General features: G+C 69.6%; 12 protein-coding genes and 1 tRNA gene. 7 read left to right on the forward strand and 6 right to left on the reverse strand.

Annotated elements, in window-relative coordinates:
- Positions 1 to 78: 78 nt before the first annotated feature.
- The 4 genes from ahcY (at position 79) to MED15_RS11875 (ending at position 7,041) form a co-directional block, all read left to right on the forward strand.
- Positions 79 to 1,524: an adenosylhomocysteinase gene (ahcY, locus tag MED15_RS11860; RefSeq protein WP_112581702.1), complete on the forward strand. Its 1,446-nt coding sequence runs from the start codon at positions 79 to 81 to the stop codon at positions 1,522 to 1,524.
- Between the two features lie 14 nt (positions 1,525 to 1,538).
- The gene (locus tag MED15_RS11865; protein ID WP_112735612.1) at positions 1,539 to 2,516 is read left to right on the forward strand and encodes a carbohydrate kinase family protein; all 978 of its coding nucleotides are present in this window, start codon (positions 1,539 to 1,541) and stop codon (positions 2,514 to 2,516) included.
- Between the two features lie 96 nt (positions 2,517 to 2,612).
- Positions 2,613 to 5,492 (forward strand): AfsR/SARP family transcriptional regulator, encoded by a 2,880-nt coding sequence (locus MED15_RS11870; protein ID WP_112735614.1) that lies wholly within the window; start codon positions 2,613 to 2,615, stop codon positions 5,490 to 5,492.
- Between the two features lie 160 nt (positions 5,493 to 5,652).
- Positions 5,653 to 7,041, forward strand: coding sequence for a glycoside hydrolase family 6 protein (locus MED15_RS11875; protein WP_112735616.1), 1,389 nt, complete (start codon positions 5,653 to 5,655; stop codon positions 7,039 to 7,041).
- Positions 7,042 to 7,141: 100 nt separating this feature from the next.
- On the opposite strand, the gene MED15_RS11880 is transcribed toward MED15_RS11875, so the two are convergent.
- On the reverse strand, positions 7,142 to 8,386 hold the full coding sequence (locus MED15_RS11880; RefSeq protein ID WP_112735618.1) for an MFS transporter: 1,245 nt from the start codon (positions 8,384 to 8,386) through the stop codon (positions 7,142 to 7,144).
- Positions 8,387 to 8,580: 194 nt separating this feature from the next.
- Here MED15_RS11880 and MED15_RS11885 point away from each other — a divergent pair, with 194 nt between their 5' ends.
- The gene (locus MED15_RS11885; protein WP_112735620.1) at positions 8,581 to 9,231 is read left to right on the forward strand and encodes a CGNR zinc finger domain-containing protein; all 651 of its coding nucleotides are present in this window, start codon (positions 8,581 to 8,583) and stop codon (positions 9,229 to 9,231) included.
- Between the two features lie 200 nt (positions 9,232 to 9,431).
- Positions 9,432 to 9,504: transfer RNA gene (locus MED15_RS11890), tRNA-Arg, on the forward strand.
- 21 nt (positions 9,505 to 9,525) lie between these two features.
- Here MED15_RS11890 and MED15_RS11895 read toward each other — a convergent pair.
- From MED15_RS11895 to MED15_RS11915, 5 genes are all read right to left on the reverse strand, one after another.
- A complete protein-coding gene (locus tag MED15_RS11895) occupies positions 9,526 to 10,842 on the reverse strand; it encodes a M23 family metallopeptidase (protein WP_112735622.1) in 1,317 nt (438 codons plus the stop codon).
- 84 nt (positions 10,843 to 10,926) lie between these two features.
- Positions 10,927 to 11,526, reverse strand: a complete 600-nt coding sequence (locus MED15_RS11900; RefSeq protein ID WP_091394861.1) for a ClpP family protease — start codon at positions 11,524 to 11,526, stop codon at positions 10,927 to 10,929.
- Between the two features lie 137 nt (positions 11,527 to 11,663).
- Positions 11,664 to 12,161 carry a helix-turn-helix domain-containing protein gene (locus MED15_RS34690; RefSeq protein ID WP_112725952.1) on the reverse strand — a complete coding sequence of 166 codons (498 nt, stop codon included), beginning with the start codon at positions 12,159 to 12,161 and terminating at the stop codon, positions 11,664 to 11,666.
- Between the two features lie 113 nt (positions 12,162 to 12,274).
- Entirely contained in the window at positions 12,275 to 13,393 is a 1,119-nt protein-coding gene (locus MED15_RS11910; protein WP_112581694.1) for a hypothetical protein, read from the reverse strand.
- An 11-nt stretch (positions 13,394 to 13,404) separates the two neighbouring features.
- Positions 13,405 to 13,917: a SigE family RNA polymerase sigma factor gene (locus tag MED15_RS11915; RefSeq protein ID WP_225855376.1), complete on the reverse strand. Its 513-nt coding sequence runs from the start codon at positions 13,915 to 13,917 to the stop codon at positions 13,405 to 13,407.
- 166 nt (positions 13,918 to 14,083) lie between these two features.
- Between MED15_RS11915 and MED15_RS11920 the strand changes: the two genes are divergently transcribed.
- Positions 14,084 to 15,097 (forward strand): potassium channel family protein, encoded by a 1,014-nt coding sequence (locus MED15_RS11920; RefSeq protein WP_112603739.1) that lies wholly within the window; start codon positions 14,084 to 14,086, stop codon positions 15,095 to 15,097.
- Positions 15,098 to 15,107: the final 10 nt, after the last annotated feature.

Here is a 15,107-nt window from a genome sequence, read left to right on the forward strand (position 1 = left end):
GTGGCCCGGTGTGCGGAGCATGAGCCCGGTTGAACGGGACTCCAACGGTCCTCGACGCGGGTGGGGGAGGCTGCGGGCATGACTGGCAACTTCAGCGATTTCAAGGTGGCGGATCTGTCGTTGGCGGCCTTCGGGCGTAAGGAGATCGAGCTGGCCGAGCATGAGATGCCGGGTCTGATGTCGATCCGGAGGGAGTTTGCCTCGCGGCAGCCGTTGAAGGGTGCGCGGATCACCGGCTCGCTGCACATGACCATTCAGACGGCGGTGTTGATCGAGACGCTGGTGGCGCTCGGCGCGCAGGTCCGGTGGGCGTCCTGCAACATCTTCTCCACCCAGGACCACGCGGCGGCGGCGATCGTGGTCGGCCCGACCGGCACCCCGGACGATCCGGCGGGTGTCCCGGTCTACGCCTGGAAGGGCGAGTCCCTCGACGAGTACTGGTGGTGCACCCAGCAGGTGCTGCTCTGGCCGGACGGGCAGGGCCCGAACATGATCCTCGACGACGGTGGTGACGCCACACTGCTGGTGCACAAGGGCGCCGAGTTCGAGGCGATCGGGGCGGTCCCGTCGCCGGAGAGCGCCGACTCGGAGGAGTACGAGGTCATCCTCGGTGTGTTGACGCGGTCGCTGCGGGAGGACAACCGCCGCTGGACGCGGGTCGCTGCCGGGATCAAGGGGGTGACCGAGGAGACCACGACCGGCGTGCACCGGCTGTACGAGATGCAGCAGGCGGGCAACCTGCTGTTCCCGGCGATCAACGTGAACGACTCGGTGACCAAGAGCAAGTTCGACAACAAGTACGGCTGTCGGCACTCGTTGATCGACGGGATCAACCGGGCCACCGATGTGCTGATCGGCGGGAAGGTCGCCGTTGTGTTCGGCTACGGCGACGTCGGCAAGGGCTGCGCCGAGAGTCTGCGTGGCCAGGGTGCGCGGGTCATCGTGACCGAGGTGGACCCGATCTGCGCCCTCCAGGCGGCGATGGACGGCTACCAGGTCGCGACCATCGACGACGTGGTCGAGACCGCGGACATCTTCGTGACCGCCACGGGCTGCTTCAGCGTGATCACCAACGAGCACATGGCGCGGATGAAGCACCAGGCGATCGTGGGAAACATCGGCCACTTCGACAATGAGATCGACATGGCCGGTCTCGCGAAACGCGGGGACGTCGAGCGGATCACCGTGAAGCCGCAGGTGGATGAGTGGCGGTTCGCGGACGGCCACTCGATCATCGTGCTGTCCGAGGGTCGGCTGTTGAACCTGGGCAACGCCACCGGGCATCCGAGCTTCGTGATGTCGAACAGCTTCGCCAACCAGACCATCGCGCAGATCGAGCTGTTCACCAGCACCGACCAGTACCCGATCGGTGTCCACACCCTGCCCAAGCACCTGGACGAGAAGGTGGCCCGACTCCACCTCTCCGCGCTGGGTGTCCGCCTCACCGAACTGACCAAGGAACAAGCCAACTACCTCGGCGTCCCGGTCGAAGGGCCCTACAAGCCCGACCACTACCGCTACTGAGAGGGCCCGTCCGCATGATCGCCGTATCCGGCTCGATCGCGACCGACCATCTGATGCGTTTCCCGGGGCGGTTCGCCGAGCAACTCATCGCCGGCAGCCTCGACACCGTCTCGCTCTCGTTCCTCGTCGACGACCTGGTCGTCCGGCGCGGCGGGGTCGCTGCCAACATCGCCTTCGGGCTCGCTCAACTCGGGCACCGGCCGGTGCTGCTCGGCGCGGTCGGCGGCGACTTCGGCGACTACCGCAGCTGGCTGGAGCGGCACGGGGTCGACTGCTCGGAGGTGCAGGTCAGCTCCGTCGCACACACCGCCCGGTTCATCTGCACCACCGACACCGACCTCTGCCAGATCGCGTCGTTCTATCCCGGTGCGATGGGCGAGCCCGACCGGATCAGCCTCGACGGTGTCGCCGCGCGGGCCGGCGGGCTCGGGCTCGTCATCGTCGCCGCGGAGAACCCGGACACGATGCTCGCCCGCGCCGCCGCCTGCCGCCGGCTGGGCCTGCCCTTCGCCGCCGACCCGTCACAGCAGCTGGCCCGGATGCCGTCGGCCGACATCGAGGCGATGATCAACGGTGCTCGCTACCTGTTGACCAACGAGTACGAGGCGGCGCTGCTGGAGTCGAAGACCGGGCTGAGCGAAGACGACATCCTGCGCCGCGTGGGCGTGCGGGTCGTGACCCTGGGCGCCAACGGGGTACGCGTCACCGGGCAGGACTGTGACTTCCTGGTCCCGGCGGCACGGGTGGGCCGCATCGTCGACCCGACCGGCGTCGGCGACGGCTTCCGGGCCGGCTTCTTCGCCGCGCTCGCTGCCGACCTGCCCATCGAGCGCGCGGCACAGGTGGGCTGCGTGCTGGCGGCGCACGTGCTGGAGGTTGAAGGCCCGCAGGAATACACGGTCGACGCCGACGTTTTCGAGCGCCGCATCGCCGACTCCTACGGTCCGGACGTCGCGGTCGACGTACGGGCGCTGGGGCTGGCTCGGGTCTGATCGGGCCAGCCGGGGGACGAGCCGGGCCCGTCCCCCGGCGGTCTTCAGACGATTTAGGACGATCAGCGAAGCTCGATCTTGACACTGTGATACCGGATGACTACCCTACGGGCCGATCTGCACATCGGGGGTGTCATCGTGGCGGTGCCGATCGACTTCATGGTGCTCGGGCCGCTGGAGGTTCGCGCTGGCGACCGACGCGTTGAGCTGGGCGGCGAGCGGCAGAGAAGGCTGCTGGCAGGTCTGCTTCTCCGCCACGGTCAGCTGGTGTCCGCCGCAGACCTGATCGCCATCGCCTGGAGCGGGGACCCGCCCGCGACAGCTCGCAACCAGATCCACAGCGGAATTTGGCAGCTGCGTCGCACACTTGACCGCTACGGTGCGGCGCACCTGCTGGTTGGTGAGCGCGCCAACTACCGGCTTCGGGTCGACGCGAGTCAGCTGGACCTCGCCCGATTCAAGGACGCCGTGGCCGAGGGGCGACGCCTCGTAGCGCTTGACGACAAGCGCAAGGCCGCCGTCGTGCTGCGTCAGGCGGTGTCGATGTGGCGGGGCCCTGCGCTCGCGGATCTGAACGGCATCGTGCTGGAGCGCGAGGCGGCCGTTTTGGAGGAGATGCGCATCGCGGTTCTCGAAGAGTGCCTGGAGTGCGAGCTGACCTTCGGCGGCGGGGCCGCAGTGGTCGCCGAACTGACTGATCTGGTGGCGAAACATCCGCTGCGCGAGCGGCTCGCGGCCATGTTGATGACCTGCCTCTACCAGTCCGGGAGGCAGGCGGAGGCGATCGAGGCGTACCAGCGTGTCGCTTCCACGCTCGCCGATGAACTGGGCGTCGACCCGGGCGACGAGCTGCGTAAGAGGTACGAGGCGATTCTTCGGCAGGACCGAGCCCTCGACCCGTCGGCGCGTACCGAGGGCGTCACCCTTGCGTCGGGCACCGGTGCGACACCTGTTCGTCCGGCTCAACTTCCTATGCAAGGGGCCCTGTTCGTCGGCCGTTCTGCGAGTCTGGCCGAATTGGATGCGGCTCTGGTGACCGAACCCACTGACCAGCCGCACCCGACGGTCCTGTCCATCGTGGGCCATGCCGGTGTCGGCAAGACCGCGCTGGCCGTCCGTTGGGCGCATCGGGTCCGCGACCGTTTCCCGGACGGGCAGCTCTTTGTGAACCTGGACGGGTTCGGCCCGGACGGAACGGCGGCCCTCAAGCCCACCGACGTCCTACGAGACTTCCTGGAAGCGTTGCACGTTCCGCCAGACCGGATACCTCCCGGGCTCAACGCCCAGGTGGGTCTCTATCGCAGCGTCCTGGCCGACCGCCGGGTGCTGGTCGTACTGGACAACGCCCGCGATGCGGCACAGGTGCGCCCGCTGCTCCCGGGCAACCCGTCCTGCCTGGTCGTGGTCACCAGCCGAAACCGGCTCACCGGACTCGTCGTGAACGAAGGGGCTCAACCCGTCTCGCTCGGCATGCTGACCGAGGTGGAAGCGCACGAGTTGCTCACCCGTCGACTCGGCGTCGCCCGGGTCGTGCAGGACGCGGAAGCCGTCGACCAGATCATCCGCCGGTGCGCGGGACTACCCTTGGCGCTGGCCATCGTCGCGGCGCGTGCGGCCACCGACGCCCAGCTCCCGATCGAGGTCCTCGCCGGTCGCCTCGGGAGCGGCGGGGATCTGGACGTCCTTGCCGGAGACGATCCGCGGTCCGACCTCCGGACAGTTCTCTCCGGCTCCTACCGCGCTCTCAGCCCCGAACACGCCCGACTGTTTCACCTGCTCGGCCTGCATCACGGCCTGGAGATGGCCGTCTCGACCTGCGCCAGCCTGGGCGGCCTGCCGCTGGACCAGACCAGCCGACTGCTGGCCGACCTGGTAGCCGTGCACATGGTCGAGCGGCGTTCGACAGACCGCTACGCGCTGCACGATCTCCTGCGCGCATACGCGCGCGAACTCGTCGACGTTCACGAGACCGAGCGCGATCTGCGCGCCGCGCGGCATCGGATGCTCGACCACTACCTGCACACCGCCCATGTCGCCGATCGCCTGATCTATCCGCACCGGCGTGACTCGATCGACCTGGCGGCGCCGCAGCCCGGCGTGACCACGGAGGTCCTCACCGACAGCGACGCGGCGTTCGCCTGGTACACGCACGAACGGCGGGCACTCGTCACGGCCGTCGACATGGCAGCCTCGCACGGGTTCGACTCGCACGCTTGGCAACTTGGCTGGACACTGACCACCTTCCTCAACCGATGCGGATGGTGGCACGAGTGGGCTGCGGTCGAGGCCACGGGTCTCGTCGCTGCCCAGCGACTGAAGGACCGCAGGGCCGAGGCCCGCTGCCATCGCGGCCTCGCCAACGCCCACACCCGCCTGGGGCACTACGAACGTGCCCGCCAGCACCACGGGTCTGCCTTGGAGCTGTACGTCGAGATCAGGGACCGGACCGGGCAGGCCCAGGTCCACAGCAATTTGTCCTGGTTGGCCGAGCGCCAGGGAAGCTACCGGGATGCGCTGGCACACGCCGAACAGATGCTGCACCTCCATCGGCATGCGGGCCCCGAGTCTGGCGAGGCCAGCGCACTCAACGCGGTCGGGTGGTATCACAGCCTGCTGGGCGACCACACCCGCGCGCTTGACTACTGCGGGCGCGCCGTTGCTCTCATGCAACGCCTGGGCGACCTCCACGGTGAGGCGTACGTGTGGGACAGCCTGGCGCATGTTCACCACCAACGAGGCGACCACGCCCAGGCGCTCTCCTGTGGGCGGCGGGCGGTCAACCTGTCGGCGGAGGTCGGTGAAACCACTCTCCAGGCCAGCGCGTTGGCCCGCCTCGGCGACACCTACGAGGCCGCAGGTGACCTGGCCGCCGCGTGGAAGGTGTGGCATCAAGCCTTGGATGTCTATGACGGACGTGACGAGGTGCAGGCGGCAGTCATTCGAGAAAAGCTGAAGGTCAGCATCTACGGCTCCTGACTGCCGACCAGTTGGGACACCCAGACACGGACCTCCAAACACGGGCATCTGGCTCATCGACGAGTGTTCACACCTTGGCAGCGGTGCGCGCCTCCGCTAACGTCCATGGGAACGCTCCCATGAACTTAGATACATCTATGTGATCTGGAGGCAACACGTCGTGGCTATCCTCTCCTCGCTCCGCCGCAGATCGGCGGCCATCAGCGTGGCGGCCGTCGCGGGCGCTACCGCCGTCGGCGTCTGCCTCGCCGTCAGCAGCGCCTCCGCCGGCACGCTGTCCGGGTCGCTCTACCGTGACCCGAGCTCGGCCGTCGTCCGCTGGGTGGCCGCCAACCCCGGCGACTCACGTACGGCCGTCATCCGCGACAAGATCGCGAGTCAGCCGCAGGCGCGCTGGTTCGCCAACTTCAACCCCTCGACCGTGCAGTCCGAGGTCTCCGGTTTCATCGGCGCCGCCAACGCGGCGCAGCAGATCCCGGTTCTGGCCGTCTACGAGATCACCAACCGGGACTGCGGCGGGGCCAGCGCCGGTGGGGCGCCGGACCTCAACCAGTACCAGACGTGGGTGTCCAACTTCGCCAGGGGACTGGGCAACCAGACCGTCATCATCATCCTGGAAACCGACTCGCTCGCTCTGCTGACGTGCCTGAGCGCCGCCGAGATCAACGCGCGCAACCAGGCGATCTCGACGGCCACCCGGACCATCAAGTCGGGCAACCCCAACGCCAAGGTGTACCTCGACGGCGGCCACTCCACCTGGAACAGCGCGGGTGAGACGGCAAACCGGCTCCGCGCGGCCGGCGTGCAGTACGCCGACGGTTTCTTCACCAACGTGTCGAACTACAACTCCACCTCCAGCGAGGCGAACTTCGGCCGGGCGGTCATCTCCGGCCTCAACGGCATGGGGATCTCGGGCAAGCGCCAGGTCATCGACACCAGCCGTAACGGGGGCGCCAGCGGGGACTGGTGCGGCGACGACAACACCGACCGGCGCATCGGGCAGTACCCGACGACCAACACCGGCGATGGCAACATCGACGCGTACCTGTGGGTGAAGCCGCCGGGGGAGGCGGACGGCTGCCGCTTCACGGCCGGTTCGTTCCAGCCCGAGCTGGCCTTCAGCCTGGCCAACGGCGCGCCCAACCCGCCCACCACCACCCCGCCGACGACGCCGCCGCCGACGACCACTCCACCGACCACGACCCCGCCGACGACCACGCCGCCGACCACCCCTCCGCCGAACACCACTCCGCCGGCCGGTGACGGCTGCTACGCGTCGATCGCGGTCAACCAGTGGGCTGGCGGTTTCACCGCGAGCGTGACGGTCACCGCCGGCAAGTCGGACATCAACGGCTGGACCGTGACCGTCCCGCTGCCCGGCGGCGCGGTCACCAGCGCCTGGAACGCGCAGGTCAGCGGCACCAGCGGGACCGTAGGGTTCACCAACGTGAGCTACAACGGACGGGTCCTCGGCCGGCAGTCGACCACCTTCGGCTTCCAGGGCACCGGCACCGGCCCGGGCGTGTTGGCCGACTGCGTGACCAGCTGACCCCAGCCGATGCGACGGTCCGGCGCGGAGGACTACCCTCCGCGCCGGGCCGCTCTCTGCCACCCCGGCTGAACGCCCAGGTCGCGCTCGCGCCGCCCGTCTACGTCCGCACGCTGGTGGCCTGTGGCTTCTCGGCATTGCGGCTGCGGGTCGGCCGTACCGACCAACTGCTGTGGTCGGGCTTGTGGTTCCTCCCTCTCCCGCGGGGCATCTCGTGGCCGGCGAGCAACGCGATCGCCACGGCCGTCAGCAGGCCACCGAACAATGGAATGACGCGCACCCCGGCCGTCGCCAGCAGACCCGCGCCGATCAACGAGCCAGCCGCGAGGCCGAAGTTGAAGGCGACGCTGAGGCTGGCCGACGCCATGTCTGTGGTCGACGGGGCCACCTGCATGACACGGTGCTGGATTCCCGCGATCAGCGAACTGAACGACATCCCCGCCACGGCTAGCAACGGGATCGTCAATACTTTGCTCGCGCCGACTCCGTAGAGGCCGAGCATCGCGGCGGTGAGGAGCCCGAGTAGAACCAGCACGACACCGAGCGGAAAGCGGTCCAGGACCCGGCCGACCGCCCAGGTGCCGGCGACACCGAACGAGCCCTGGACGAAGAGCAGCAGGCCGAGAGACGCTGCGGCGAACCCGCTGACGTCGAGGAGGAAGACGGTCATGTAGGTGAACGCGCCCATGGCGCCGGTGACCGCGAGAATGGTCGCGACGAGGAGCACGACGAAGCGGTGCCGATCCGGCATCGGCCCGATGTCTCCCGCACTCTGTTGCGGTGTGACGCTCGGTAGCAGCAGGGCGACCGCGACGCAGGCGACGAACCCGAAGACGGCCATCGCGACGAAGGCGGCCCGCCATCCGGCCTGCCCGCCCAACCAGGTGCTCAGCGGCACGCCGAGGACCGGGCCGAGGGCGTTACCGATCGACAGTCGAGCCACGATGCGGCCTCGGATGTTCGCGGGGAACATCGAGATCGCCACCGGGAACACCACCGCCCAGAAGACACCGTTGGTGGTGGCGGACACCAGCCGCGCGGCGAGCAACACCTCGTAGGAGGTTGCGAAGGCCGACACCGCCGTCGCCGCGGCGAACACACCGAGGGCGCCGGCGAGCAGCGGGCGTCGGGGCACACGCCGAGTGACCCGGGTCAGGGGGAGTGCCACAACCATGACCACCACGGCGTACCCGGTCACCAGCAGGCCGGCCTCGGACCTGGAGCGTCCCAGGTCTGGCGCGATCAGCGTGAGCAACCCGATTGGAAGCACCTCGGTGGTGACGTAACAGAAGGTGGCGGCGGACAAAGCGGCGAGGGCATAGACCGCGCGTCGTTCATGCACCATTGGCTGCCTCCCAGATCCTGGACGTCCGTCAATGATTCCGGCTAACTGCGTTTTGACGGTAGCATAGATGCTTGGGCATCTCTCGCTGCCGGTCCCTATCCTTGCGCCGGTGTTTAGGTCAGGCGGGTCACGCCGACTCACGGACTGGACGGGGAGTAACCGTCGTAGACGGTCTAGGTGGTAGCATCGTCGATATGCCACTCGACGTGTGCCAGCTACCGTTGGTCGGCGGCCACCCGGCACTCGATCTGGCCAACACGCTGGAGCGAGGGGGCGAGTCGCCGCACGATTTCCTGACCGACAGTTCCGCCCTGCTGCGCTGGTCGGTTCGGGTGGGCGTGGTCAGTGACGCGGAGGTCGACCAGGTGGGGTGGGCGTGGCGCGACGAGCCCGCGGCGGCGCACGCGGGACTGGCCGCCGTGCGGGACATCCGTGAGGGCCTCCATCTTGTGCTGCTTGCGACGATCACCGACACGGACGGTGGTACGGCGGGTGACCCCATCGCCGCCGGTGCCGCGCTGGTCGCTCTGCATCAGCGCTGGTCCGGCGCGGCCGCCCGAGCGAGATTCGTGCTCGACTCGTCCCGGGTGCGGCTGGCCTACGGCACGGTGCCGGCCATGTTGGTGCCCGACCGGATCGCCGAGGCCGCCCTCGACGTCATGCTGACGGCCGACCTGACCCGGGTGCGCCGCTGCCCGGTGCTCGAAGGGGGCTGTGGCTGGCTGTTCCTCGATCAGAGCCGCAACGGTTCCCGCCGCTGGTGCCGCATGGCGGACTGCGGCAATGCGGTGAAGGCGCGACGGCTCACCGAGCGTCGCCGTGCCGCCCGGCCCGCCAACTCGTAGCCGGTCGACGATGGTGATCGATGGTGTGCGTGGCGAGTTGCCGACGGCAGCGGACGGGTGCTGACCTCATGTCGGTTCCACTGGCGTCCCGTCGGGTTGTCGCCCTGTGCTGGGACAACAGGCGTCCGGGTGGCGGGGTGAACGCCTGCCGCTCCCTGCCACCCCAGCTGGACGTCCGGGTCGCTAGACTGGGCCCTCGCGCCCCCGTAGCTCAGGGGATAGAGCATCGGTTTCCTAAACCGTGTGTCGCAGGTTCGAATCCTGCCGGGGGCACGTCATAGAGCAGCGGGTCAGTCAGGCGGCGTAGATCAGCTTGACTCCGTCCAGCCCCAGAGCGGCTGCCCGCGTGCCGCGGACCCCGCTGTTGAGGTTGCGCCAACTGTTGTTGCTGGCGGCCTCGTGCACCCATCCGTCGACGACGTTGTAGATGTGCTTCACCCCGTTGACGTTGAGCGCGGCCAGCGAGGTGCCCTGTGCGCCGTGGACACCGGTCCACAGGTTGGCCCAGCCGGCGTTGCTGGCGGCCTCGTAGATCCGGCCGCCGTTGAGGGTGTAGAGGATCTTCGTGCTGCCCACTGTGATCGCCGCTACCGCCGAGGCCGGGATGCCCGTGTTCAGGTTCCGCCAGGCGTTGGCGCTGTGCGCCTCGTGTACATAGCCGCCGACGATGCTGTAGACGTACTTGACGCCGTTCAGCGCGATCACCGAGATCGAGGACGAGCCTGCCCCGCCGATGCCGGTGTTGAGGTTGCGCCAGCCGTTGTTGCTGGCGGCCTCGTGCACGTACCCGTCGACGACGTTGTAGACCAGCTTCACCCCGTCGACGGTGATCGCGGCCAGTGCGGTGCCCTGTGCGCCGTGGATGCCGGTCCACAGGTTGGCCCAGCCGGCGTTGCTGGCGGCCTCGTGGATCCGGCCGCCGTTGAGGGTGTAGAGGATCTTCGTGGTGCCCACTGTGATCGCGGTCGTCGCCGTGCCGGTCACCGCACCCGCGCTGCCGGAGACCGGCAGGGCGCGCCAGCCGGCGTTGCTGGCCGCCTCGAACACCTGACGGGGCTGGTCGGCCGGGTTCTGCTGGATGAAGACCAGCGGGCTGATCCGGGTGCCGGCCGGGTCGATCATGTGCCAGTGCAGGTGCGGGCCCGTCGAGCTGCCCGAGCCGGGTGCGCCGGCCGCGCCGCCGGAGCGGCCCACGATCGTGCCCGCACCCACGCTGGTGCCGTTGGCCAGCAGGAACTGGGACAGGTGCAGGTACTGGCTTCGGTACCCGTCCGCGTGCTGGATCGTGACGGTGTGCCCACCCGTGCCGTTGTTGGGGATGTTCTGGATGGTGCCGGCGCCGCAGGCCGGCAACGCCGTGCCCACCCCCATCCCGAAGTCGATGCCGCCGAGTGACCCACGGCGGAGGTGACCCTCCCAGGTATCGGTGATCGGGTAGGCGCTGAACGGGTTGTAGATGGCCGGCGCGGCCTGTGCGGCCTCGGGAACCAGCAGGCCACCGGTGCTGATGGCACCCGCACCCAGCACCGCCGCGCGCAACATCGTGCGGCGACTCACGGCGGAGGTGGTCGTGTCGCCGCCGCAGCAGCTGCCTTCGTGGCCGTCCGTCATTCCCACTCCTTCTGCGCCCGCCAACATATCTACGGAGGCTAATGGGTGGGGTGCTCTGGCGGTACCGGAGCCACCAGGCGTTGATCAGAGCGTCGGCAGCTGTTCGGCTCGGGTGACGACCTGGTCGATGAGGCCGTACTCCCGGGCCTGCTCGGCGGTGAACCAACGGTCCCGGTCCCAGTCCCGCTGGATCTCGTCGAGGGTTCGTCCACTGTGCTGGGCGATCAGCTCCTGCATCGTCCGCTTCACGTGCAGCATGTTCTCCGCCTGGATCGTGATGTCGGCGGCGGTTCCGCCCATCCCGCCGGACGGCTGGTGCATCATGATCCGCGAGTGCGGTAGCGCGTACCGCTTGCCGGCCGTACCCGCGCAGAGCAGGAACTGCCCCATCGAGCCGGCGAACCCGAGCGCCAGCGTCGCCACGTCGTTGCGGACGTAGCGCATCGTGTCGTAGACAGCCATTCCCGCGCTCACCGAACCGCCCGGCGAGTTGATGTAGAGGTAGATGTCCCGGTCGTCGTCCTCGGCGGCGAGCAGCAGGATCTGCGCGCAGATCTGGTTGGCCGACTCCTCCGTGACCTCGGTGCCGAGGAAGACGATCCGCTCCCGCAGCAGCCGCTCGAACACCTGGTCACCGAAGGACGGCTGCCCGCCCTCCAACATCCGCACGTCGTACCCGATCATGTGCCGCCGCCTTCCGCCGTGCCGGCGGGCGGTGGGGACCACCCGGGGGACCGGCCTCTTCAGCGTGCGGGCGACCACGGTGGCTGGCCCAGTGATTCTGCCGCCGGCAGATCCGCCGACGGCAGAACCCACGCGGCCTACGCGACGGTCACCCGCCGCAGGCCCAGCCGGGTCTGTGCGCAGTCAACAAGGGCGGCGGTACGCGGACCGGGGCGCAAGCCACCAGCGGAGGCTTTTCCGTCGACGCTGAGGGTCGGCTCGCTCGCCACCGGCCCTCGGTGCAGGACGAACCCGCCGACACGTGGACCCACCAGCAGTGTGTCGTTGCCGATCTCCCGGCGAGTCGCGTCGACCCGCTCCAGGTGGGTGAGCGCGGCGCGCGGCGCGGCCGGGAGGCGGGGTTCGACCCGGCGCATGTCGTCGCGGGCCTCGCCGAGCAGGTCGGCGAGGCTGATGCCGAGCGCCCGGCAGATCGCCGCCAGCACCTCCGACGAGGCCTCCTTTCGGCCTCGCTCGACCTCCGAGAGGTAGGGCACGGAGACGTCGGCCGACGCGGCCACCTCTCGCAGCGTGCGGCCCTGACGCTGGCGGTGGCGGCGGAGCACTCCGCCGATGACTCGTCGCAGCAACGACATGCCGGCCTCACTTTCGCGGTCGTCGTCGGGAACACCCTCATCATGCCCGTCCCCGGCCGTCCGGACCGACCCGTCGGGGCCCGCGCCGCTCCGACGGCGCGGGCCCGGGGCTCTCACCGGTGCAGGTGGGTGTGCCAGGCGGCCGGGTCGGCCACCAGCGTGATCGTCGGGAACAGTGCCCGAGTGCCACCGGTGGGAAGCAGAGCGCTGTCGTCGATCGTCACGTTCGCCCCGTTCACGTCGTAGACGGTCAGCGACTCGGAGCCGTTCTGCCCGCCGAACCGCGCCGGGTGCCCGCCGACAGTGGTGTTCGGGTCGACGTACTCGTTGTCGGCGGGATCGGTGATGTTCCGGTAGCGGGAGATGCTCACCGTCATCGTCCGGGCCCGCTGCTGGCCGGGATCGCCGCTGATCGACTTCGGCGACCAGGTGGTCGACGCGTACCAGACCTTCGGCTCGTCCAGCGACTCCTGTACGTCGACGGCGATCACCTGGAGGGCGGCCGGCACGCCCGCCACCGTGGCCGGCATCGGGATCGGGTCGTCGCCGAACCGCAGAGCCCGGGCCACCTGCGTCGCGGTGCTCCGGACGTCGGCTCCGACGCCGACCACCTTGAGCTGTGCCCAGCCGTCCGGCGCGTACCGCCAGCGCAGGATCGCCTCCGGCTGCTCGGCCCCGCTGTAGGAGGCGAAACTGCTGGCCCCGCCGTTCAGTTGCGGGCCGGGTGTGGTCCCGCCGGGCCGGGCCGCCTCGCCGCTGTCCCGCTGCGGTGCCGAAGGCTGCACTCCCTTCGGATAGAGGGTGATCGCGACGCCCGTCCATTGGCCGCCGCCGGGCGCAGTGGACGCGCTGAGATAGACGCCGGAGCCGGAGAGGAGCAGTCCGGCCTGGTACTGGAGATCCCGCAGCCCGTCCGGCAGCCAGCCGAACCGGACGTACACCCGCTGTGGGTCGACAGTGGTGAGCGCGACCGGCAGGCCGGTCTCGCCACCGGCGGGTGCCGTGCCGAGCGGGGCGGGGGCCGGCGGTCGGTCCGGGGTGAGCAGGTTGGGAAGGGTGAGCCCGCCGACGGTCAGCGCCACCGCCAGCAGCGCGGCGCCGGCACCCTGAGCGAGGTGCCGTTGCCGCCGTGCCGTGCTCATCGCCCCTTCCACGTCCAGCACGACGGAGGGCCGCTCGGCCGACTCGATCTCGGTCAGCATCAGGTCGCCGATCTGGCGTTCGTCCAGCATCGTCGCTCCTCTCAGTTCGCGGTCAGGGTGGGGGTGAGCAGGGTGCGCAGGGTGGCCAGGCCCTTGGCGGTCTGGCTCTTCACCGTCCCCGTCGAGCAGCCCATGGCCCGGGCGGTCTCCTCGACGCTGAGGTCCTGGAAGTACCGCAGCACCAGCACCGCGCGTTGGCGTGGCGGCACCTGCCGCAGCGCGCCCACCACTGTGACCCGGTCGGTCGGGTCGGCAAAGGCCCTGGACACGTCGGGCAGCGCGGCGCCGAAGCGGACCCGCGCCCACCGCAACCGCCGCTCGTCGATCAGTCGCCGCACCAACATCGTGCGGACCAGCGCGTCCAGGTGGTCGGCCTGCCGGGCGCGTGCCCACGAGCGGTACAGCTCGGTGAGCACGCGTTGCAGGATGTCGTCGCCCCGGTCCCAGTCCCCGCACATCAGGTAGGCGGTGCGCCGCCACTGCACCATCCGGGACCGGACGTACTCGGTGTATTCGTCGTCGGCCTCGGCTCGCCGTCTGCCGCTCGTCGTCACGAGGGTCGCGCCCCCTCCGTCTGCCGGCCTGCACCGGTTCGTCGTTGTCGTCCGGTAGTCGGGTGCGGGCGCGCCGCCGGTTGCCCGCAGCAACCCGGGCGTGCGGTCGCCGGTGTACCCGCTATGTTGTGGGCGTGCAGGCGACGGCGGGGGAGCAGGTTCGACAGTGATCCATTTTCCCGCACAGCGCCGGGGCCCACTGAGCGCGCTGAGCCTTCGGCTCGCCGCCGCACTGGGCCTGGTCTTCGCCGTGGTCGCCGCGGTCTACCTGGGCCGGGACGGCTACCGCGATGTCAACGAGGACGGCCTCACCCTCCTCGACTGCTTCTACTACGCGGTCGTGTCGCTCTCGACCACCGGCTACGGGGACATCACCCCGGCCGCGCCGTCAGCCCGGCTGGTCAACGTCCTCTTCATCACCCCGGCCCGAGTGATCTTCCTTATCATCCTGGTCGGCACCACCCTGGAAGTTCTGACCGAGCAGTACCGGACCGGCCGTCGCCTGTCGCGGTGGAGGAGAGCCGTGAAGGACCACGTCATCATCTGCGGCTACGGCACCAAGGGGCGCAGCGCTGTCTCCGCCCTGATGGAGAACGGTCTGGACCGCTCGCGGATCGTGGTGGTGGAGCGCAGTGCCGCCGCCCTGCGGCAGGCCACCTCCGCCGGGCTGGTGGCGATCGAGGGCTCGGCGACCCGTTCGTCGGTGCTGAACGAGGCGCACGTCAAGAACGCGAAGGCCGTGATCATCGCGACCGACAGCGACGACGCGTCGGTGCTGGTCGCGCTGACGGTTCGGCAGCTCACCGCTGGGCAGGTCCGCATCATCGCGGCGGCCCGGGAGGCGGAGAACGCCCCGCTGCTCAAGCAGAGTGGCGCGCACCATGTGATCGTCTCCTCGGCCACGGCGGGCCGGCTGCTCGGCCTGTCCACGTCGGCGCCGCCGCTGATCGACGTGGTGGAGGACCTGCTCACTCCCGGCCAGGGCATGGCGCTGGCGATGCGTTCCGCCGAGCGGGACGAGGTGGGTCGCTCCCCGCGCGAGCTGGAGTCGTTGGTGATCGCCCTGGTGCGGCGGGGCAAGGTGGTCACCCTGGCCGACCGGGCCGGCGCGGTGATCGAGACCGGCGACATGCTGGTGCACGTACGCGACGACCGCCCCCAGTCGGCCACCACCGCCTGATCGTCCCACC

This window comes from Micromonospora noduli, from assembly GCF_003264475.1.
Lineage (GTDB): Bacteria > Actinomycetota > Actinomycetes > Mycobacteriales > Micromonosporaceae > Micromonospora > Micromonospora noduli.

Excerpts from the sequence above, each read along its gene's own strand:
- MED15_RS11910 (WP_112581694.1), bottom strand. The coding sequence starts at position 13,393 with ATGCTGGACGAACGCCAGATCGGCGACCTGATGCTGACCGAGATCGAG.
- MED15_RS11880 (WP_112735618.1), bottom strand. The coding sequence starts at position 8,386 with ATGGTGCATGAACGACGCGCGGTCTATGCCCTCGCCGCTTTGTCCGCC.
- MED15_RS34690 (WP_112725952.1), bottom strand. The coding sequence starts at position 12,161 with ATGTCGTTGCTGCGACGAGTCATCGGCGGAGTGCTCCGCCGCCACCGC.
- MED15_RS11885 (WP_112735620.1), top strand. The coding sequence starts at position 8,581 with ATGCCACTCGACGTGTGCCAGCTACCGTTGGTCGGCGGCCACCCGGCA.
- MED15_RS11900 (WP_091394861.1), bottom strand. The coding sequence starts at position 11,526 with ATGATCGGGTACGACGTGCGGATGTTGGAGGGCGGGCAGCCGTCCTTC.
- MED15_RS11895 (WP_112735622.1), bottom strand. The coding sequence starts at position 10,842 with ATGACGGACGGCCACGAAGGCAGCTGCTGCGGCGGCGACACGACCACC.
- MED15_RS11870 (WP_112735614.1), top strand. The coding sequence starts at position 2,613 with ATGACTACCCTACGGGCCGATCTGCACATCGGGGGTGTCATCGTGGCG.
- ahcY (WP_112581702.1), top strand. The coding sequence starts at position 79 with ATGACTGGCAACTTCAGCGATTTCAAGGTGGCGGATCTGTCGTTGGCG.
- MED15_RS11865 (WP_112735612.1), top strand. The coding sequence starts at position 1,539 with ATGATCGCCGTATCCGGCTCGATCGCGACCGACCATCTGATGCGTTTC.